Source organism: Sinobacterium caligoides (genome assembly GCF_003752585.1).
Classification (GTDB): Bacteria; Pseudomonadota; Gammaproteobacteria; order Pseudomonadales; family Sinobacteriaceae; genus Sinobacterium; species Sinobacterium caligoides.
The window spans coordinates 252,263-270,591 of record NZ_RKHR01000006.1 but is presented as its reverse complement, the minus strand read 5'-3'; the positions used below and the strand labels follow the sequence as shown (position 1 = coordinate 270,591).

17 protein-coding genes are annotated in these 18,329 nt (G+C 51.7%); 4 read left to right on the top strand and 13 right to left on the bottom strand.

What is annotated here, in order from left to right; all coding sequences use genetic code 11:
- Window positions 1-4: 4 nt before the first annotated feature.
- From EDC56_RS16125 to rpmH, 13 genes are all read right to left on the bottom strand, one after another.
- Entirely contained in the window at window positions 5-475 is a 471-nt protein-coding gene (locus EDC56_RS16125) for a F0F1 ATP synthase subunit B (protein WP_123713604.1), read from the bottom strand.
- Between the two features lie 60 nt (window positions 476-535).
- On the bottom strand, window positions 536-775 hold the full coding sequence (atpE, locus tag EDC56_RS16120) for a F0F1 ATP synthase subunit C (protein WP_123713603.1): 240 nt from the start codon (window positions 773-775) through the stop codon (window positions 536-538).
- A 48-nt stretch (window positions 776-823) separates the two neighbouring features.
- Window positions 824-1,747 carry a F0F1 ATP synthase subunit A gene (atpB, locus tag EDC56_RS16115; RefSeq protein ID WP_123713602.1) on the bottom strand — a complete coding sequence of 308 codons (924 nt, stop codon included), beginning with the start codon at window positions 1,745-1,747 and terminating at the stop codon, window positions 824-826.
- An 18-nt stretch (window positions 1,748-1,765) separates the two neighbouring features.
- Window positions 1,766-2,173, bottom strand: a complete 408-nt coding sequence (locus EDC56_RS16110) for an ATP synthase subunit I (protein ID WP_123713601.1) — start codon at window positions 2,171-2,173, stop codon at window positions 1,766-1,768.
- 227 nt (window positions 2,174-2,400) lie between these two features.
- On the bottom strand, window positions 2,401-3,294 hold the full coding sequence (locus EDC56_RS16105) for a ParB/RepB/Spo0J family partition protein (protein ID WP_123713600.1): 894 nt from the start codon (window positions 3,292-3,294) through the stop codon (window positions 2,401-2,403).
- Window positions 3,295-3,347: 53 nt separating this feature from the next.
- The gene (locus tag EDC56_RS16100; RefSeq protein ID WP_123713599.1) at window positions 3,348-4,142 is read right to left on the bottom strand and encodes a ParA family protein; all 795 of its coding nucleotides are present in this window, start codon (window positions 4,140-4,142) and stop codon (window positions 3,348-3,350) included.
- Between the two features lie 45 nt (window positions 4,143-4,187).
- Window positions 4,188-4,835, bottom strand: a complete 648-nt coding sequence (rsmG, locus tag EDC56_RS16095; protein ID WP_123713598.1) for a 16S rRNA (guanine(527)-N(7))-methyltransferase RsmG — start codon at window positions 4,833-4,835, stop codon at window positions 4,188-4,190.
- Complete coding sequence (gene mnmG, locus EDC56_RS16090; RefSeq protein WP_123713597.1) at window positions 4,810-6,714, bottom strand: tRNA uridine-5-carboxymethylaminomethyl(34) synthesis enzyme MnmG; 1,905 nt, start codon at window positions 6,712-6,714, stop codon at window positions 4,810-4,812. Before mnmG ends, rsmG begins: the two co-directional genes overlap by 26 nt.
- Before the next feature lie 651 nt (window positions 6,715-7,365).
- Window positions 7,366-8,742: a tRNA uridine-5-carboxymethylaminomethyl(34) synthesis GTPase MnmE gene (gene mnmE, locus EDC56_RS16085; RefSeq protein ID WP_123713596.1), complete on the bottom strand. Its 1,377-nt coding sequence runs from the start codon at window positions 8,740-8,742 to the stop codon at window positions 7,366-7,368.
- A 112-nt stretch (window positions 8,743-8,854) separates the two neighbouring features.
- Window positions 8,855-10,531 (bottom strand): membrane protein insertase YidC, encoded by a 1,677-nt coding sequence (yidC, locus tag EDC56_RS16080; RefSeq protein WP_123713595.1) that lies wholly within the window; start codon window positions 10,529-10,531, stop codon window positions 8,855-8,857.
- A complete protein-coding gene (gene yidD, locus EDC56_RS16075; RefSeq protein WP_123713594.1) occupies window positions 10,528-10,803 on the bottom strand; it encodes a membrane protein insertion efficiency factor YidD in 276 nt (91 codons plus the stop codon). Before yidD ends, yidC begins: the two co-directional genes overlap by 4 nt.
- Window positions 10,804-10,820: 17 nt before the next feature.
- Window positions 10,821-11,201 (bottom strand): ribonuclease P protein component, encoded by a 381-nt coding sequence (gene rnpA, locus EDC56_RS16070; RefSeq protein ID WP_123713593.1) that lies wholly within the window; start codon window positions 11,199-11,201, stop codon window positions 10,821-10,823.
- A 20-nt stretch (window positions 11,202-11,221) separates the two neighbouring features.
- Window positions 11,222-11,356: a 50S ribosomal protein L34 gene (rpmH, locus tag EDC56_RS16065; protein WP_123713592.1), complete on the bottom strand. Its 135-nt coding sequence runs from the start codon at window positions 11,354-11,356 to the stop codon at window positions 11,222-11,224.
- 478 nt (window positions 11,357-11,834) lie between these two features.
- Here rpmH and dnaA point away from each other — a divergent pair, with 478 nt between their 5' ends.
- The 4 genes from dnaA to gyrB are packed head-to-tail and all read left to right on the top strand — an operon-like array spanning window position 11,835 to window position 18,184.
- Complete coding sequence (gene dnaA, locus EDC56_RS16060; protein WP_123713591.1) at window positions 11,835-13,451, top strand: chromosomal replication initiator protein DnaA; 1,617 nt, start codon at window positions 11,835-11,837, stop codon at window positions 13,449-13,451.
- A gap of 47 nt (window positions 13,452-13,498) precedes the next feature.
- Window positions 13,499-14,614 (top strand): DNA polymerase III subunit beta, encoded by a 1,116-nt coding sequence (gene dnaN / locus EDC56_RS16055; protein ID WP_123713590.1) that lies wholly within the window; start codon window positions 13,499-13,501, stop codon window positions 14,612-14,614.
- A 41-nt stretch (window positions 14,615-14,655) separates the two neighbouring features.
- On the top strand, window positions 14,656-15,774 hold the full coding sequence (gene recF, locus EDC56_RS16050) for a DNA replication/repair protein RecF (RefSeq protein ID WP_211333729.1): 1,119 nt from the start codon (window positions 14,656-14,658) through the stop codon (window positions 15,772-15,774).
- On the top strand, window positions 15,767-18,184 hold the full coding sequence (gene gyrB, locus EDC56_RS16045) for a DNA topoisomerase (ATP-hydrolyzing) subunit B (RefSeq protein ID WP_123713588.1): 2,418 nt from the start codon (window positions 15,767-15,769) through the stop codon (window positions 18,182-18,184). The genes recF and gyrB overlap by 8 nt, the downstream gene beginning before the upstream one ends.
- Window positions 18,185-18,329 lie beyond the last annotated feature (145 nt).

The following is an 18,329-nucleotide window of genomic DNA, read 5'->3' as shown; positions in this document are numbered from 1 at the left end:
CCCCTTATAGCTCTGCTGCTAACTTATTAACTAACTCTTCGTTTGCTGCAGCGTCGATTTGTGATCCTAGGATCTTTTCGGCACCAGCAATGGCGAGTACGGCGACTTGAGCACGAAGCTCTTCTTTCGCCCGGTTCACTTCCTGCTCAACCTCAGCTTCCGCTGCGGCCTTCAGGCGCTCACCTTCTGTACGAGCCTGGTCTTTCGCCTCTTCGACAAGCTGGTTGGCACGCTTATTAGCGGCATCCAGAATCGCAGCGGCTTCCTGCTTTGCTTCACGCAATTTCAGGCCGGCCTCTTCCTGTGCTAGCTCGAGAGCTTTATCGGCACGATCAGCGGCTTCTAGACCATCTTTAATTTTTTGCTCACGCTCTGCCATGGCAGTCGTGATTACAGGCCAGATGTACTTCATGCAAAACAGCATAAAGATTACAAATGTAATAGACTGGCCTATTATCGTTGCATTTATATTCACACCGACACCTCTGTTTTCAGTGGTTGGCTTTTGTCAATGATGGAGATAATTGACAAAAGATTAGCCGGCTAGGGTAGGGGCAACAACGAACAGTACGTACATGCCGATACCTACACCGATCATTGGAACGGCGTCCAATAGGCCGGCGATAAGGAACATCTTACCTTGCAGCATTGGTGCCATCTCAGGCTGACGCGCAGAGCCTTCGAGTAGCTTGCCACCCAGTAGACCGAAACCGATGGCAGTACCAAGAGCACCAAGACCGATAAGTAGTGAAACAGCGATAAGAGCTAAGCCCATTGTTTTTCTCCTAAGTTTAGAAAGTAAAAGTAAAGCGGTTAAAAATTTTTAGTGTTCTTCTTCTACATCGTGCGCCATCGCCATATAGACAACGGTTAACACCATGAAGACAAATGCTTGTAGGGTAATAACAAGGATGTGGAATACCGCCCACGCCCACTGTAATACGCCTGCAAATAGACCCAGTGCCCAACCAGCGCCAAACATGATGGCAATCAAGATGAAGATCATCTCACCCGCGTACATGTTGCCGAAAAGTCGCAAACCGAGTGACACAGGCTTGGCGATCAACGAGACAAACTCGAGAATGAAGTTGATGGCAATCATCAGTGGCGCCAATACGATAGCAAAACCTTTAGTCGGCGGTGCGAAAGGGTGGAAAGTCAACTCTTTCACAAAACCGATGAAGCCCTTCTGCTGTATCGAGAAGAAAATCATCAGACCAAAGACGGTAAAAGCCATGCCCAGTGTGACGTTCGGGTCAGTCGATGGGACAACTTTGAAATACATATGGGCATCGCCACTGATCTTAGCCGCCAATTGTGGCAACCAATCAACGGGGAACAAGTCCATCGTATTCATTAATAGTACCCAGACAAAAATTGTTAGTGCCAACGGTGCTACTAACTTATTTTTGTAATGGAAAGTATCTTTAACAGTACTGTCGATAAATTCGACGACCATTTCTACGAAGTTAACAAAGCCACTTGGTACGCCACTGGTTGCTCGCTTCGCTGCGCGGCTAAACAGCCAGCAGAAAAGTACGCCCAGTACGATAGACCAGCCGATAGAATCGACATGGATTGCATTGAACCCCATCGCCGAAGCTTCCTGGGGGCTATGCGCCATAGTCCAAGTGTCTTGTGCGAGGGCTTGTCCATCACGTTCATAACCTGAAGGCAGCTTGCCGTAAGTCAGGTTGGTCAAGTGATGGATGATATAATCAGAACTAGTTTGACCTTCTGTTGCCATGAGTCTTCTCTCGAACCATTAATTTGAGCGGTGTCGAATGACCGATGCCGCCCCCATCCAATTGCCTAGTAAAACAAATATGTAGCCGGCAAACAGTGCTAACACATTCACACTATCGACAAACATAAACACCGCTGCGAACAATACTAAGTTCAAAATGAACTTTCCTGCCTCACCGCGATAAAAAGCCTGCGATACCTGTCGAGCCGCTCTTGCTCCGGAAAAACGGAACGCCTGATAGGTGAAATAGGCTTGCGGGATTAACGCAATCATTCCACCTAGCAGCATTGAAATAGCAAAAGCTATCCCCCATATCAAGCCTAACAGGAGTGATATAGCGAATAGCGCTGCTATCTCAAGCAAAAACACCTTAGCGAACCTCGGCCGAGCAATCGCTGCACCGCGCCTTGCGGTTGGTGATCGCATCGCCTAAACCCTCTAGAGTTGACTCCATCTGCTTAAAGCGACCCACCGTATTGTGGAGGTCACCTATATTGGCGTCGGATTATAGAAATAATCACGCCGCGGTTCAATATAAACCGCTACTCTGATGTCAGATAATACGCACATATCTGGCATCATCCGTAGTTATACCTACAGGGAAGATTTTTAACGCACCAAAAATGTCACATAAACCATTAAAAACAAAGGGTTTATTTTATATGCGCAAGAATACCATCGAGCTCGTCTAGGCTATTATATTTCAGCACTAATTTACCCTTTCCCTTCGCGCCATGTTGAATTTGTACCGGCACACCGATCTTCTCCGCCAGGCTTTCCTCGAGCTGACTGATATTACTATCGACCACTACCGAAGCCGTTGAACTTTGTTGTTCCGACAACATGCTGCGTACTAACGCCTCAGTTTGGCGCACCGACATACCTCGGGCCAAAACCTGCTGGGCAGCCTTCACCTGGGCTGCGCCAGTGAGTCCCAATAATGCACGCGCATGCCCCATCTCAAGGTCGCCGTGCTCAAGCAACGTCCTGACCTCATCACCCAGGGATAGTAGACGCAACAGGTTGGCAACCGTTGCCCGCGACTTGCCTATAGCTTCGGCCACCTCCAGCTGAGTCAAGCCAAAATCATCACGCAGGCGCTGTAGGGCGACAGCCTCTTCAACCGGATTCAGGTTTTCACGTTGAATATTTTCAATCAACGCCATGGCCCCGGCAGCCTCATCGCTGACCTGACGAATAACAGCCGGAATCGTATCGAGCCCCGCGAGTTGAGTCGCACGCCAACGCCGCTCTCCGGCAATAATCTCATAGTGATTTTTGCCGATGGCGCGCACCACAATAGGCTGCATCACGCCCTGGGCCTTAATCGATTCAGCCAGCTCTTCTAGCGCCTCCGCATGCATGTCTTTACGCGGCTGATAGCGTCCTCGTTCAATCCACTCGATAGGGAGGTACTTCAGACGACCGTCTTCTGCGTTAGGCTGCTCCGCCGTCAGCGTCGCCAACTCACCACTTGCCGCCGAGGCCTTTGCCTCTCCGATCAGGGCACTCAAGCCCTTGCCCAAACCACCGCGTTTCTTTGCCATCCACTCAGCCTAATTATTAACCAATCGATTATTTATCAATGAATCATTCTAATCTATACCGTGACTGCCTCGGCCTCACTTTTCTTCTTCGCCCTACGCAGTAACTCTCTGGCCATCGCCATATACGCCACCGCTCCTTTCGACAAGCGATCGTACTTCACCGCCGGCATACCATAGCTCGGAGCCTCTGCGAGACGGACGTTACGCGGAATCACCGTGCGATAAACCACCTTGCCAAAATACTCAATCAACTGCGCTGAGACATCGGTGGTCAAACTCATTCTCGGGTCGTACATGGTGCGCACAATGCCCTCAATCTCTAGGCGTGGATTAACCGACTCCCTTATCTGCTCGATAGTCTGCAACAGCGCCGACATACCCTCGAGCGCATAGTATTCACACTGCATCGGGATAATCACCCCGTCAGCGGCTACTAGGCCGTTAAGGGTCAGCATGTTGAGGCTAGGCGGACAATCAATTACCACATAATCGTAGCGATCAGCACAGCTCTCAAGGGCGCTATAGAGTCGACGCTCCTTCCCCGCAACGTTCAACAGTTCGACTTCGGCGGCGGTGACATCGGCGTTCGACGCCAGCACATCCATCTCCGCGCTTTCAGAGTGTAGCACGGCCTCGGTGAGCGCCAGCTCATCGACTAAGACATCGTAGACCGAGTGTTCGACTTCGTTCTTGTCGATGCCACAGCCCATCGTCGCATTGCCTTGCGGGTCGAGATCGACCAGCAAGACACGCTGTTTACTGGCGGCGAGTGAGGCGGCGAGATTGATCGATGTGGTGGTCTTACCGACGCCACCCTTCTGATTTGCGATGGCAATGATACGGGCCAAGGGGCAATCCTTATTCTGTGAGCAATGATGGACGAAGATAAATAATCAGGACCGTTTAATTTCCAACAGGTGGCGCTCGCCGTCAAGCCCTGGCACGACCAATTGTTGACTTGACGACAGTATAAATCCACTTGGTAGCTGAGAAAGCTCCATATCTGGGAACTGCCCCTTCATTGCCAAGATCAAACCATCGTCTTGCACAAGGTGCTGTGTCCAGTTAACCATATCGACAATTGAACTAAAGGCGCGTGACATCACCACCTCAAATAACTGTTCCGGCTGCCAGCTCTCCACCCGGCGGTTCTCGACGGTGACGTTGTCGAGCCCCAGCTCGGCTTTCGCCTGTACCAGAAAGCGTGTCTTCTTGCCGTTAGTGTCCAGCAGTGTGAACTGTCGCTCGGGGTAGACGATAGCCAGAATCATCCCAGGCAAGCCGGCCCCCGTGCCGACATCCAGTAGTCGCTGGGCGCGGATATGAGGCACGACGCTGAGGCTGTCTAACAGGTGTTTATCCACCATCTCCTCGGCGTTGCGGATGGCGGTGAGGTTGTAAGCCTTATTCCATTTTACCAACAGCTGCAGGTAAGCCATCAACTGGTCGACGGTTGCCTCGGGAAGCTCGAGGTGTAATGCAGCAATACCGCGCTCTAGTTGCGCCCGTAACAAGTTACTCAACAGACTGTGCTCCCGCATTGCTCTTCACTAAATGGCCTTGTTTTTTCAGGTAGACCAGCAGTAGTGACACTGCTGCCGGTGTTACGCCCGGTATTCTCGAGGCGTTTGCCAGTGAGGCGGGGCGCGCATCAATCAGCTTTTGCTTCACCTCATTCGACAAGCCCTCGACGGTGCTGTAATCGAAGACGGCGGGGATCACCGTATCCTCGTAGCGTCGCAGGCGCTTAATCTCCTCTTGCTGACGCTCGATATAGCCTGCGTACTTCACCTGAATCTCGACCTGTTCAGCTACCTGCTCTGACACCTCCGGTGCCTCGGCAAGAGAGACAACCTGTTGATAATTTAGGTTAGGGCGGCGCAATAGCTCCAGGTGAGAATACTCTCGGCTGATCGGCTGACCGAGCACGCTGTTAACCTGCTCAATATTATCTTGCTGTGGGTGTACCCAAGTCTGCCCTAGACGCTCGGTTTCTCGGGCAATACCTTCACGCTTAGCACTGAAAGCCTGCCAACGCTCATCATTTACTAAGCCTAGTTCGCGCCCCTTCTCAGTCAGTCGCAGGTCAGCATTGTCTTCACGTAACAACAGACGATATTCCGCGCGACTGGTAAACATTCGGTAGGGTTCACGGGTACCCAAGGTGATTAAGTCATCGACTAATACACCGAGATAAGCTTCGTCGCGCCGAGGGTACCAAACCTCTTGCTGCAGTGACATCCGTGCGGCGTTGAGGCCGGCAAGCAAGCCCTGCGCCCCGGCCTCTTCATAGCCGGTAGTACCGTTGATCTGACCGGCAAAAAATAGGCCATTGATAAACTTGGTCTCCAAGCTGTGCTTCAAATCCTGAGGGTTGAAATAGTCATACTCAATAGCATAGCCCGGTCGAGTGATATGGGCATTCTCAAAGCCCTTAATCGATCGCACCAAGTCAATTTGTACATCGAACGGCAGGCTGGTCGAGATACCGTTAGGGTATAACTCGTGGGTGTTAAGCCCCTCCGGCTCGACGAAGATCTGATGTGATGTCTTGTCCGCAAAGCGATGGATCTTATCTTCGACGGAGGGGCAGTAACGGGGACCAACGCCCTCGATAACACCGGAGTACATCGGTGAGCGATCGAGGCCACCACGAATAATTTCATGGGTCTTCTCGTTGGTGTGGGTCACCCAGCAGCAAACTTGCTCAGGATGTTGCTCAACACGCCCCATGTAAGACATTACCGGCTCAGGTTTATCCCCCCACTGCTGCTGCAAGTCGGTGAAATCAACTGATTTTGCATCGATACGTGGCGGGGTGCCTGTTTTTAAACGATCGACGCGAAAGGGGAGTTCACGCAAACGGTCGGCAAGAGCGATTGACGGTGGGTCACCGGCGCGACCGCCACGACTATTTTTCAAGCCGACATGCAGTAAGCCCCCCAGAAAAGTGCCTGCGGTTAACACCACTGTATCTGCGCGGAAGCGAATACCGGTATCGGTGACGACACCTCGTACCGTCTCCCCCTCAACAATAAGATCGTCGGCAGACTGTTGGAAGATCTCCAAGTTGGCCTGGTTCTCCAGTATCTTGCGTATCGCAGCACGGTACAGTGCTCTGTCAGCTTGTGCTCGAGTAGCACGTACAGCCGGGCCCTTGCGTTGATTCAACACGCGAAACTGAATGCCGCCAAAGTCAGTTGCCGTCGCCATGGCACCACCGAGGGCATCGATCTCCTTCACCAGATGACTTTTACCGATGCCGCCGATAGCTGGATTACACGACATCATACCGAGGGTTTCGATGTTATGGGTAAGCAGTAAGGTTTTCACTCCCATGCGAGCAGAGGCGAGCGCGGCTTCTGTGCCTGCATGGCCACCGCCAATGACGATGACACCGTAGTGATTGGGATAGTCCATGTAAAAACCTTTGAGCCGCTGACTGAAATATTTAGGGGGACGTAATTATAGGGATATCTGTCGCGTTGAGCAAAACTAGAAATATTGTGATAACGCTTAAAGTATTAAATATATTATCTATACATATCTCTTATCTATATATCTTATTATTCTTATTACTATATATAGGCCCCCCTTTTCCCTTTGATAAACCCATACCAACCTTAACTATCAGTTGGTTAGTATACTTACTATGCTGTCAATAACGGCGGTATGAGGGGTCTAAAAGTGGCTGATAAGCTCTGTATAAATAGCCGACTTATACAACGGGTTCTCAATGAGGTGATTTTTGCCTTATTTCATCCACCGACTTCTTCACTTAGAAACACAGCTTATCCCTCGTGAAATTTGGATAAGTATTTTAATTTTCTTGTATACAGCTTATACCGCAGTTAGCCACATCGATAAGTGGATAAGCAGGGTATTAATCGTTAATAGCTTGGAGTATCTCCATTGAGCATGGAGAGGCTGTGCTTTATCGGTGATTAAGTTGGGGGAAAGTCGGGGAAAAGTTAGCGAAAGTCTGCAAGGCGAGGGTAAAGGCTGAGAGGCAGGAAAATAGAAGAGGCTAGCGAGAGGTGAGAGCAGATGAGTCTGCCCTCGGAAAGGACATTATTTGCCGATACAGAAGCTGGAGAAAATACGTCCAAGCAGGTCATCCGGACTAAACTGACCGGTAATTTCGCCCAGGGCGTTTTGTGCTTGGCGCAGGTCCTCGGCGAGTAACTCACCGGCACCGTAGCCTTGCAGTTGTGCGCTGCCGTTAGCCAGGGCGCGCTCTGCCGATTGCAGGGCGGTGATATGACGTCGACGAGCGGTAAAGCTCCCCTCACCACCGGCCTGATAGCCCATGATTTCCTTCAGATGGCTTCTCAGTAGGTCGATCCCTAAACCCTGCTTTGCCGATAGGCGGATGACGGTGTGTTGGCCGCTGTGAATCTCCGCACTGCTGGCGTTGAGGTCACACTTATTTTGGATCACGGTGACTTTTAGTTGGTCGGGGAGCTGATCAATAAAGTCGGGCCATAAGCGGTGTGGGTCGGTCTCTTCTGTCTCTGTACTGTCGACGACCAGCAGTACACGGTCAGCCTTATCAATCTCCGCCCAGGCGCGATCGATACCAATCTGTTCGACCAAGTCGGTGCTTTCACGTAAGCCGGCGGTGTCGATGATATGTAACGGCATGCCGTCAATCTGTATCTGCTCGCGCAGCACGTCACGGGTAGTCCCCGCAATGTCGGTAACGATGGCACTGTCTTTACCGGACAGGCTGTTGAGCAAACTGGATTTTCCGGCATTGGGTTTGCCGGCAATCACCACCGTCATGCCCTCGCTCAACAGGCTGCCCTGCTTCGCCTCGCGCATCACTTGCTGTAGTTCGGCTTGAACATCGGCGAGATCGCCGGCCACCTTGCCATCGGCGAGGAAATCGATCTCCTCTTCTGGGAAATCGATGGCCGCCTCGACGTAGATGCGCAGTTGGATTAGGCGTTCGAGTAGTTGATTGATGCGCCGAGAGAACTCCCCCTGCAGTGAGCGTAATGCACCGCGGGCCGCCTGTTCGGAGGCCGAATCGATCAGATCGGCGATGGCCTCGGCCTGTGCCAAATCGATCTTATCGTTCAGGTAGGCACGCTCGGAAAACTCCCCTGGCCGAGCCAGCCTCGCCCCCTGTAGCAATACAGCACGCAGCAGGCAGTCGAGGATAACCGGGCCACCGTGGCCCTGTAGCTCGACCACATCCTCACCGGTGAACGAGTTAGGGCCAGGAAAAAAGAGTGTCAAACCCTGGTCTAGAGGAGACTTTTGACCGTCGCGTTGTTCGTAGAAGTTGCCGTAGTGGGCATAGCGAGGGGTCAGCGGGCTGTCACTCATTGCCGTGGCGATCTCTCTGGCTTGCGGGCCGGAGATACGAATAATGCCGACGCCACCGCGACCCGGGGCCGTGGCGAGGGCGGCAATGGTATCGATGTTGAAGAGGTTGCTCATGAGTCTGTCGCTATTAAGCTGATAATTTAGGAGGGCATACTAGAGTTTTTGTCCGCCATTTGCATTATTTGACGCATAAAAAAAGGCTGCATCAGCAGCCTTCTTTATCGTCTTAGGTGATCTCACCTGACTCGATCTTCTTGGTGATGTACCACTGTTGGGCAATCGACAAGGTGTTGTTAACCACCCAGTACAGGACCAGTCCGGCCGGGAACCAGAGGAAGAAGATACCGAACATAAAGGGCATCATCTTCATGATCTTGGCCTGTGTTGGATCGGGTGGTGGTGGATTCAGCGTCTGCTGGAACCACATGGTGCCGACCATTAATACCGGTAAGATGTAGTAGGGGTCCATCGCCGAGAGGTCTTGAATCCAGAACATCCATGGCGCGTGGCGCAGCTCGACACTCTCCATCAATACCCAGTACAGTGAGATAAACACCGGCATCTGGATCAGGATAGGCAGACAGCCGCCAAGAGGGTTGATCTTCTCCTTCTTGTACAGTTCCATCATCGCCTGAGACTGCTTCTGACGATCGTCACCATATTGCTCTTTGATCTGCTGCATCTTCGGCGAGAACTTGCGCATGCGCCCCATTGACTTGTAGCTGGCAGCGGAGAGCTTGAAGAATAGTGCTTTGATCAGCACGGTGAGGAAGATGATCGACCAACCCCAGTTGCCGACGATGTTGTGAATCCACACCAACACCTTAAACAGCGGCTGTGCCACCATCCATAACCAGCCGTAGTCGACGGTTAGATCAAGGCCGGGCGCGAGCGCGCCGAGGGTGTCTTGATCCTTAGGGCCTGCATAGAAAGAGGCGGATATTTTACCTTGTTGCCCCGGGGCTACAGTGGCGCTCTCACCCTTGAAGCGAATAATATTCATATTATTCTTGGTGACGTAGGTGCTGTAATAGAAGGCACCATCCTTCGGTGGCACCCAGGCGCTGATGAAGTAGTGTTGTACGATGGCGATCCAACCGTTATCGACCTTGGCGCTAAACTCCTCCTCGCGCAACTTTTTGAAGGTAAACTTCAGGTATTTATCCTCATTGGTTCGGGTGGCAACACCAAGGAAAGGTTTCATGCCCATGCCGGAGCTATTCGCGCCAGGGTCTTCTGAGTTATCACGCTTAAGCTGTGCGTATAGCGTGGCCTTCCACTCTTGTGATGACTGGTTGTTAATTAGGTAGTCGACGCCGATGGTGTATTGATTGCGATTGAAGGTGAAACGCTTGGTGATCTTTACACCTTGCTGGGTATAGGTCAGGTCGACGTGTAGTGTGTCCTTGTCAGCCAGGCTATACGTCGATTTGGCTGAGTTGAACATTGGGCGACCATTTGCGGTGTCGGTGCCATCGAGACCGATCAGGCCACTCTGTGCCACATAGGTACGTTGGGCAGTGCGTTCAAGTAGCACAAATGGCTTGCCGTCCTTGCCCTGGGTTTCCTTGTGACCAATCAGTGAAACGGAGACGATATCGCCACCATGTTGATCAATCACGACATTAAATACATCGGTGTTGACCTTGGTGTAGCGTGACTGCTCTAGCTTGGCGGGTAGGGTAACCGCCTGTTGATCACCCCTGTCAACGGGCACATCCCCGTTATGGCTACTTTCTGTCGCCTCGGGAACATTGTAAGTTGGCGTATCGACAATAGTCTGATTAGAGCGTTCGACGGCAACTTGCGCGTGTTTTTCGTCTTTAAACTGCGTCCATTGATGGATGAGCATAATACTCACCGCAGCGATGGCAGCAATAAGACCGTATCTAATAAAATTCATAGTGAGTTGGGATCGGTTGATGAATTTAGGGTCGGATTATCTTTGGTGGTTGAACATTCTACCTGTGGAACTGGGTCACAACCACCTTCATGGAATGGGTGGCAGCGTAAAAGGCGTTTAATCGTCAAAAAACTTCCCTTCAGGACACCGTGATCAACAATCGCCTGGCTGGCATATTCTGAACAGGTGGGATAAAAGCGGCAGCGGGGCCCGAGTAAAGGACTAATAAAGTAGCGATAGCAACGGATAATCAGTAGGGCTAAGCTTTTCACTGCGCTCTCCTGTGTGCTTACGAGGTGGCGGCGGCGCGCTTACAGAGTCGCTGCCACTGTTTTACTATCAGCTTATGCACGGCGTCGTTTTCCATTTCACCAAGTCCTCTGCGGGCCATAACGACGATATCGTAGTCCGGTAGATGGTGTTGTTGGTGGCGGAAACTTTCGCGCAGCAGTCGTTTGATGCGATTACGCTGAACGGCTTGCTTGATGTTTTTCTTGGCGAGGATAAGGCCTAGGCGGGGGTGTTGAGCACTGTTTCGACGTGCCAGAATCAACAGTTGTGGGCAGGCCACTTTTAGTTGGGCATCGTCGAAAACAGTTTTGTAGTCATTGGCTGTGAGTAAACGTAACTGACGACTAAAACAAAATGATTTATCTCTGTTGGCAGTCACAGTTTATCAGCAACAACAACTTAGCAAGCTAGGCGCTTACGGCCTTTAGCACGACGACGGTTGATCAAAGCGCGACCGCTTTTAGTAGCCATACGTGAACGGAAACCGTGGGTACGCTTGCGCTTTAAGACGCTAGGTTGAAAAGTACGTTTCATGACGTCACCCTTCTATAAGTAAGTTGGTGGATTCAACGAACAACTTCTGTTGTTTCGACCAACAAAGCATTGTTCAATTTTCAACCAGTAAATCTGGCTGGTTTTAAAGACGGCGAATTATATTGAATTGAGCTGTCTTTTTCAATGCATTTGAGCGCTTTATTTATGCGCCGTGATTTTAGCGCTACTCATCACCCTGAATAGCGCTAAGTTTGACGGTTTCAGAGCGCTTGCTGAAGAGGTAGTTGTCATCGCTCAGGAGGGCTTGATGTCGTGCTGTGCATTTTCTCCCTAAAACAAATAAGTTCTTGTTTTTAATTGATTTAATAGTTGTTCATGTATGGTTATATAGTTGTGGATAAGGTTGTGTGTATTTGCTAAAGTAGGGGGCTTGTTTTGGGTCTCTTTGCCGTCCGAGTTGGCGGTCGATCTACATTTTGAATATTCGGTCTAGGCCGTATTACGCAAGGGAACAACTTTGCCTGTAGATATTTGGCAGAAAAGCCTTTCTGTGCTGCATGAAGAGTTATCAGCACAACAGTTCAATACCTGGATAAAACCGCTTCAGGTGGAGACGACAGAGAACACACTCTGTCTGCTGGCGCCTAACCGCTTTATCAAGGAGTGGGTGGGTGATCGTTTCTTAAACCGCATCAGCGAGTTGATCCGTGATGTCAGTGGCGGAGTCATTACCACGGTGATGGTCGAGGTCGGTGGGCAGGCGGCGGTGATGCCCAAGTTTACCGGACGTCGTCGTCGTCGCACCACGCGCACTAGCCGTCAGTTTAGTCGTACGGAGCCCAGTTACAGTACAGAGCAACCGATGGCGTCAGTGGAGCCTGAGGCTGTACCTGTCGCGCCGACGCATTCGCCAAAGCCGCCAACCCCGGTGCGTCGCCATCAGCTCAACCCTGCGCCTGCGGAGACCGTCGCTGAGGTGGCGGTACAGCAGGGGCAGCTGTTTGAGGCACCGCCTGGTGCTGCTGATACGATCCCTATGCCCGTAGCGCCGAGCATTATCACTCAGTCGAAGACGGGGGGGCGCAAAGTAGAGGTCGAGGGTGGCATCAAGCACAAGAGTCACTTAGTCGATCACTACACCTTCGATACTTTTGTCGAGGGTAAGTCGAATCAGTTGGCTCGTGCTGCCGCCTCTCAGGTCGCGGAGAACCCCGGCGGCTCCTACAACCCACTATTCCTTTATGGTGGCGTTGGTCTGGGTAAGACGCACTTGATGCACGCGGTCGGCAATGCGTTGGTGGCAAAGAATCCGGATGCCAAGATTGTCTACTTAAACTCAGAGCGCTTCGTTGCCGATATGGTGAAGGCGCTGCAGCTCAATGCGATTAGTGAGTTCAAACGCTTCTATCGTTCGGTCGATGCACTGTTGATTGACGACATTCAATTCTTTGCCGGCAAGGAACGTTCACAAGAAGAATTCTTCCATACTTTCAATGCTTTACTTGAAGGTGGTCAGCAGATGATTCTGACTTGTGATCGCTACCCGAAGGAGATAAAGGGCCTGGAAGAGCGGCTGAAATCACGCTTTGGCTGGGGCTTAACCGTCGCGGTCGAGCCGCCTGAGTTAGAGACGCGGGTGGCGATCCTGATGAAGAAGGCCGAGCAGGCCAATGTCGATCTCCCCCCTGATGCTGCCTTCTTTATCGCGCAGCGGATCCGCTCTAATGTACGCGAGCTGGAGGGGGCGCTGAAGCGTGTCATCGCCAATGCGCATTTCACCGCGCGCAAGATTGATATTAGCTTGATCAAGGAGTCGTTGAAGGACTTGCTGGCGCTGCAGGACAAGCAGGTCAGTATCGATAACATTCAGCGCACCGTGGTCGAGTATTACAAGATTAAGATTGCCGACCTATTGTCGAAGCGGCGAACACGTTCGATCGCGAGGCCACGTCAGGTGGCGATGTCGCTGTCGAAGGAGTTGACCAATCACTCGTTGCCGGAGATCGGTGACGCCTTCGGCGGCCGAGACCATACGACGGTGCTACACGCCTGTCGCAAAATTAAGGAATTACGAGGGTCTGATAACGACATTCGTGAAGACTACCAAAACTTATTACGTTCGCTAACAACTTAATTTAGCACTCATAACATACTATATTTTAGAGGATTTTAAACAGACTCATGAAATTTACTATTGCCCGTGAAGCTTTGTTGCAACCGCTTAACCTGGTTGCTGGTGTAGTAGAGCGCCGTCAGACTCTGCCTATCCTGTCTAATGTACTGCTGCGTCTCGAAGAGGGCGTGTTATCACTTACCGGCACCGACCTAGAGGTTGAATTAGTCGGCCGCGTTGAACTTGAGGACCCCGAGGCAGTCTCCGGTGAGATTACCGTGCCGGCTAAAAAGCTCGTGGATATCTGCAAGTCGTTACCTGATGGTGCTGTGATCAGCTTTGTCGTCGACAATCAACGTGCTGTTGTGAAGAGTGGGCGTAGCCGTTTTACTTTATCCACACTGTCTGCGGCCGACTTCCCTGCCATTGATGATGAGCCGAGCAACCAGCAGTTCTCGTTGACCCAGGGTGAGTTGAAGCGTTTGATCGATTGCACGGCTTTTGCGATGGCGCAGCAAGACGTGCGTTACTACCTCAACGGCATGCTTTGGGAGATCAAGAACAATACCTTTAAGGCTGTTTCTACCGATGGTCACCGGCTGGCGATGTGTACGCTAAACCGCAGTCTGGAGGTCGATATCGACCGCCAATTGATCTTGCCGCGCAAGGGTGTGCTGGAGATGAACCGACTGCTGCTCAGCGAGGACGATAGTGTTGAGCTAGTGTTGGGTGACAATCACCTGCGGGCGAAGACGGAAGCCTTTACCTTTACCACTAAGCTGGTCGACGGTAAGTTCCCTGACTATGAGCGTGTATTACCGCAGGGGGCGATCAACATCGCCAACGCCGATCGCTCTGAGCTGAAGCAGGCACTGTCGCGTGTGGCGATCCTCTCTAACGAGAAGTACCGTGGTGTACGCTTAAAATTCGAGACCGATACGGTAAATATCGTCGCCAATAACCCGGAGCAGGAAGAGGCCGAAGAGGTCGTGAGCCTGGAGTATAATGGTGCACCTATCGAGATAGGCTTCAACGTTAGCTATATCCTCGACGTGTTGAGTGTATTGAATTGTGCGCAGGTGAAGTTCTCCTTGGTCGACGCGGTCACATCGGCGAAGATCGAGGAGTCGGTTGCCAACGGTATCAGTGAAGCGCTCTACGTCATCATGCCGATGCGTCTTTAGTCCTTGTTAATCATTAGGTTGTTTGTCGAGAGTGTTTTTTGATGTTCAGTAAACTCTCGATCACGCGGGTGCGCAATATTGCCGAACAGGTGGTGATGCCGCTCGCACAGATTAATATCTTTTATGGCGAAAACGGCAGCGGTAAGACCAGTATTCTAGAGGCGATCCACATGGTCTCTTTGGCGCGTTCGTTTCGTCATAGCCAGGCCCGCCCGGTGATCAGCCGCGGTGAGCAGAGCTTGGTGGTTCATGCACAGCTTAAGGATCGTGGCAGCTTGCGCTCGGTGGGTATTCAACGCTCGTTGCGTGGTGAGCCGTTGATTCGCATCGATGGTGAGTCGGTGAGGAGTGTCTCGGCGCTGGCGAGTTTACTCCCGGTGCTGGTGCTAGATGCCGGCGCCTTCCTATTGCTCGAGGGCAGTTCGAAGGTACGTCGTCAGTTTTTGGATTGGGGCGTGTTCCACGTGGAACAAAACTTCCTCAACACATGGAAGTCGTATCAACGCTGCCTCAAACAGCGGAATTCACTGCTGCGTAGCAGTGGAATAAATAGCTCACAAATGGCAATATGGGACGTTGAATTAGTACGCTATGCCCAGGCTATTGATGAGTATCGAAAACGCTATTTTCAAGGGTTTGAGGCGGTATTTGGCCAGGTGTTGGCAGAGCTAACCGAATTAGATGGTTTGAGTTTGCATTATCGTCGAGGCTGGGAAGAGGGCAAGGAATTAGGCGATGTGTTGACGGCTTCGCTGTCGAGAGATTTACAGCTTGGTTATACTCAATATGGTGCACAGCGAGCCGATTTAAAGATTCGCTATCGCGGTGTTGATGCCGCGACGTTACTTTCACGTGGTCAGCAGAAGATTGTTGCGGCTGCGTTGAAAATCGCCCAGGGCTTATATTATAAGCAGCTGCTGCAACGCCCCTGTATTTTCCTGGTCGATGATTTGCCAGCAGAGATCGACAAGCGACACCGTCAGACACTGTGTGATCTTTTTTTGGCGCAAGATGCTCAGGTGTTTATGACCTGTATCGACAAGGCGAGTGTGATGTCTTGTTTTCAGAGCAATGAAGAATTAGAGGTGTTTCACGTGGAACATGGATGCGTGAGACAACAGCCTTCAGACGAAGGCAATATCGGAGAGAGTAATGACTGAAGAGAAAAACTACGACTCGTCCAGTATCAAAGTCCTAAAGGGTTTAGATGCGGTACGTAAACGCCCAGGCATGTATATCGGTGACACCGACGATGGTAGCGGTCTACACCATATGGTCTTCGAAATCGTCGACAACTCGATCGACGAGGCCTTGGCGGGTTTTTGTAATGAGGTTTGTGTCACCATTCACCCCGATGAATCTGTCACCGTCTCAGATGACGGCCGCGGCATTCCCACCGATATCCATGAAGAGGAGGGGGTTTCAGCTGCAGAGGTCATCATGACTGTGCTGCACGCCGGCGGTAAGTTCGACGACAACACGTATAAAGTATCTGGTGGTCTGCACGGTGTCGGTGTCTCGGTGGTGAACGCACTCTCCGAACACCTGAAAATGACCATTCGACGCAATGGTCAGGTACACGAACAGGTCTATGTACACGGTGTACCTCAAGCGCCGCTGGCTGTTGTCGGAGAGACCGATCGCAGTGGCACCGAGGTCACCTTCATGGCTTCGAGCGAGACCTTCAGTAATATTGAATTTGTCTTCGAACAGCTTGCCAAGCGTCTACGTGAGTTGTCATTCCTTAACTCGGGTGTTCGCATCGTCTTAAAAGATGAGCGCAGTGGTAAGGAAGAGGTGTTCGAGTACGAGGGCGGCTTAAGTGCCTTCGTCAACTATCTGAATCAGAACAAGCAGACCGTCAATAAGGTCTTTCACTTCACGCACCAGTATGAAGATATTGGTGTCGAGGTGGCGCTGCAGTGGAATGACTCCTATCAGGAGAGCATTCACTGTTATACCAATAACATTCCACAGCGTGACGGTGGTGCTCACCTCGCCGGTTTCCGTAGTGCATTGACGCGAAATTTGAACAGCTATATCGAGCGTGAAGGGTTGGCAAAAAAGTCCAAGGTCAATACCTCGGGTGACGATGCTCGTGAAGGTTTGACCGCGATTGTCTCGGTCAAGGTGCCTGATCCCAAATTCTCCTCGCAGACCAAAGATAAGCTGGTCTCCTCCGAGGTGAAGGGCGCTGTTGAGAACGCCATGAGTAATAAGTTTGGCGACTACCTGGCTGAGAATCCCAACGAAGCGAAACAGGTCGTGCAGAAGATGCTCGACGCCGCTCGTGCGCGTGAGGCGGCCCGTAAGGCACGTGAGATGACGCGTCGTAAAGGCGCTCTGGATATCGCCGGCTTACCGGGTAAGTTGGCGGATTGCCAAGAGAAAGATCCGGCCCTCTCTGAAATTTACCTGGTGGAGGGTGACTCTGCGGGCGGTAGTGCGAAGCAGGGTCGCAACCGTAAGAATCAGGCGATTCTGCCGTTGAAGGGTAAGATACTCAACGTCGAGAAGGCGCGCTTCGACAAGATGTTATCCTCTGTTGAGGTTGGCACCATTGTAACGGCGTTAGGCTGTGGTATCGGCAAGGACGAATTCAACGTCGAGAAGCTGCGTTACCACTCCATCGTCATCATGACGGATGCCGACGTGGATGGTTCACACATCCGCACACTATTACTGACCTTCTTCTTCCGTCAGATGCCGGAGTTGATCGAGAACGGTCACATCCTCATTGCTCAACCGCCGCTTTATAAGATTGCCAAGGGTAAACAGGAGCAGTATCTGAAGGACGAGGAGGCGATGGACAGCTTCATGACAGAGAGCGCTTTAGACGGCGCTAGTCTGCACGTGAATGTCGATGCACCGGCGATTTCCGGTACTGCGCTCAGCGCGCTGCTGGAAGAGTTCCGCAAGGTCATGGGGTTGATCGAGCGCCTATCGAAGGTCTATCCACAGGAAGTATTGCGCGAGCTGGTTGAGTTTGACGCGTTGACTGTGGCCGGTCTTGGCACCGAGAGCATCGTCACAGATTGGTGTGTCAAGCTGCAGACGAAGCTGGATATTGATACTCGCAGTGGTGCTAACCGCTACACCGTAACAGCGGCGAAAGACCCTGAGCGTGAGCTGTGGTTGCCCCAGGTGATCATCACCGAACACGGGCTGCCGACAACCTACGCACTCAATCAAGACTTCTTCGCCTCTAACGACTACAAAGCGATTCTCGCCCTGGGCGATAAGCTGGATAACTTGTTGGAGCCAACGGCGTATATTAAGCGCGGTGAGAAGACGGCTGACATCGATAACATCGAGCAGGCGATCGAATGGTTGATGAAAGAAGCACGTCGTGGCTATAACATTCAGCGCTACAAGGGACTGGGTGAGATGAACCCAGAGCAGTTGTGGGAGACCACGATGGACCCCGAGGTCCGCCGCATGCTGGTGGTAACCATCGATGATGCTATCGGTGCCGATCAGATCTTTACCACGCTGATGGGCGATCAGGTTGAGCCGCGTCGCGACTACATCGTCGAGAACGCGCTGAGCGTCGCCAACCTCGACGTCTAGTATGGGGTAGATGAGATCACCGCCTTAGGGCAGTGAATAATAAAAGGCCGCTAAATAGCGGCCTTTTTTGTGCCCGAAGAAAAGTATCGACGTAACCTGTGAAGCTGTAGCGTCGCACAACGAGCGAAACGATGAAGCTATGAAG

Bases quoted from the DNA above. Each gene is read 5' to 3' on its own strand.
- atpE (WP_123713603.1), bottom strand. From the start codon at position 775: ATGGGCTTAGCTCTTATCGCTGTTTCACTACTTATCGGTCTTGGTGCT.
- atpB (WP_123713602.1), bottom strand. From the start codon at position 1,747: ATGGCAACAGAAGGTCAAACTAGTTCTGATTATATCATCCATCACTTG.
- EDC56_RS16110 (WP_123713601.1), bottom strand. From the start codon at position 2,173: ATGCGATCACCAACCGCAAGGCGCGGTGCAGCGATTGCTCGGCCGAGG.
- EDC56_RS16105 (WP_123713600.1), bottom strand. From the start codon at position 3,294: ATGGCAAAGAAACGCGGTGGTTTGGGCAAGGGCTTGAGTGCCCTGATC.
- rsmG (WP_123713598.1), bottom strand. From the start codon at position 4,835: ATGCGGGAGCACAGTCTGTTGAGTAACTTGTTACGGGCGCAACTAGAG.
- mnmG (WP_123713597.1), bottom strand. From the start codon at position 6,714: ATGGACTATCCCAATCACTACGGTGTCATCGTCATTGGCGGTGGCCAT.
- mnmE (WP_123713596.1), bottom strand. From the start codon at position 8,742: ATGAGCAACCTCTTCAACATCGATACCATTGCCGCCCTCGCCACGGCC.
- yidC (WP_123713595.1), bottom strand. From the start codon at position 10,531: ATGAATTTTATTAGATACGGTCTTATTGCTGCCATCGCTGCGGTGAGT.
- rpmH (WP_123713592.1), bottom strand. From the start codon at position 11,356: ATGAAACGTACTTTTCAACCTAGCGTCTTAAAGCGCAAGCGTACCCAC.
- dnaN (WP_123713590.1), top strand. From the start codon at position 13,499: ATGAAATTTACTATTGCCCGTGAAGCTTTGTTGCAACCGCTTAACCTG.
- recF (WP_211333729.1), top strand. From the start codon at position 14,656: ATGTTCAGTAAACTCTCGATCACGCGGGTGCGCAATATTGCCGAACAG.
- gyrB (WP_123713588.1), top strand. From the start codon at position 15,767: ATGACTGAAGAGAAAAACTACGACTCGTCCAGTATCAAAGTCCTAAAG.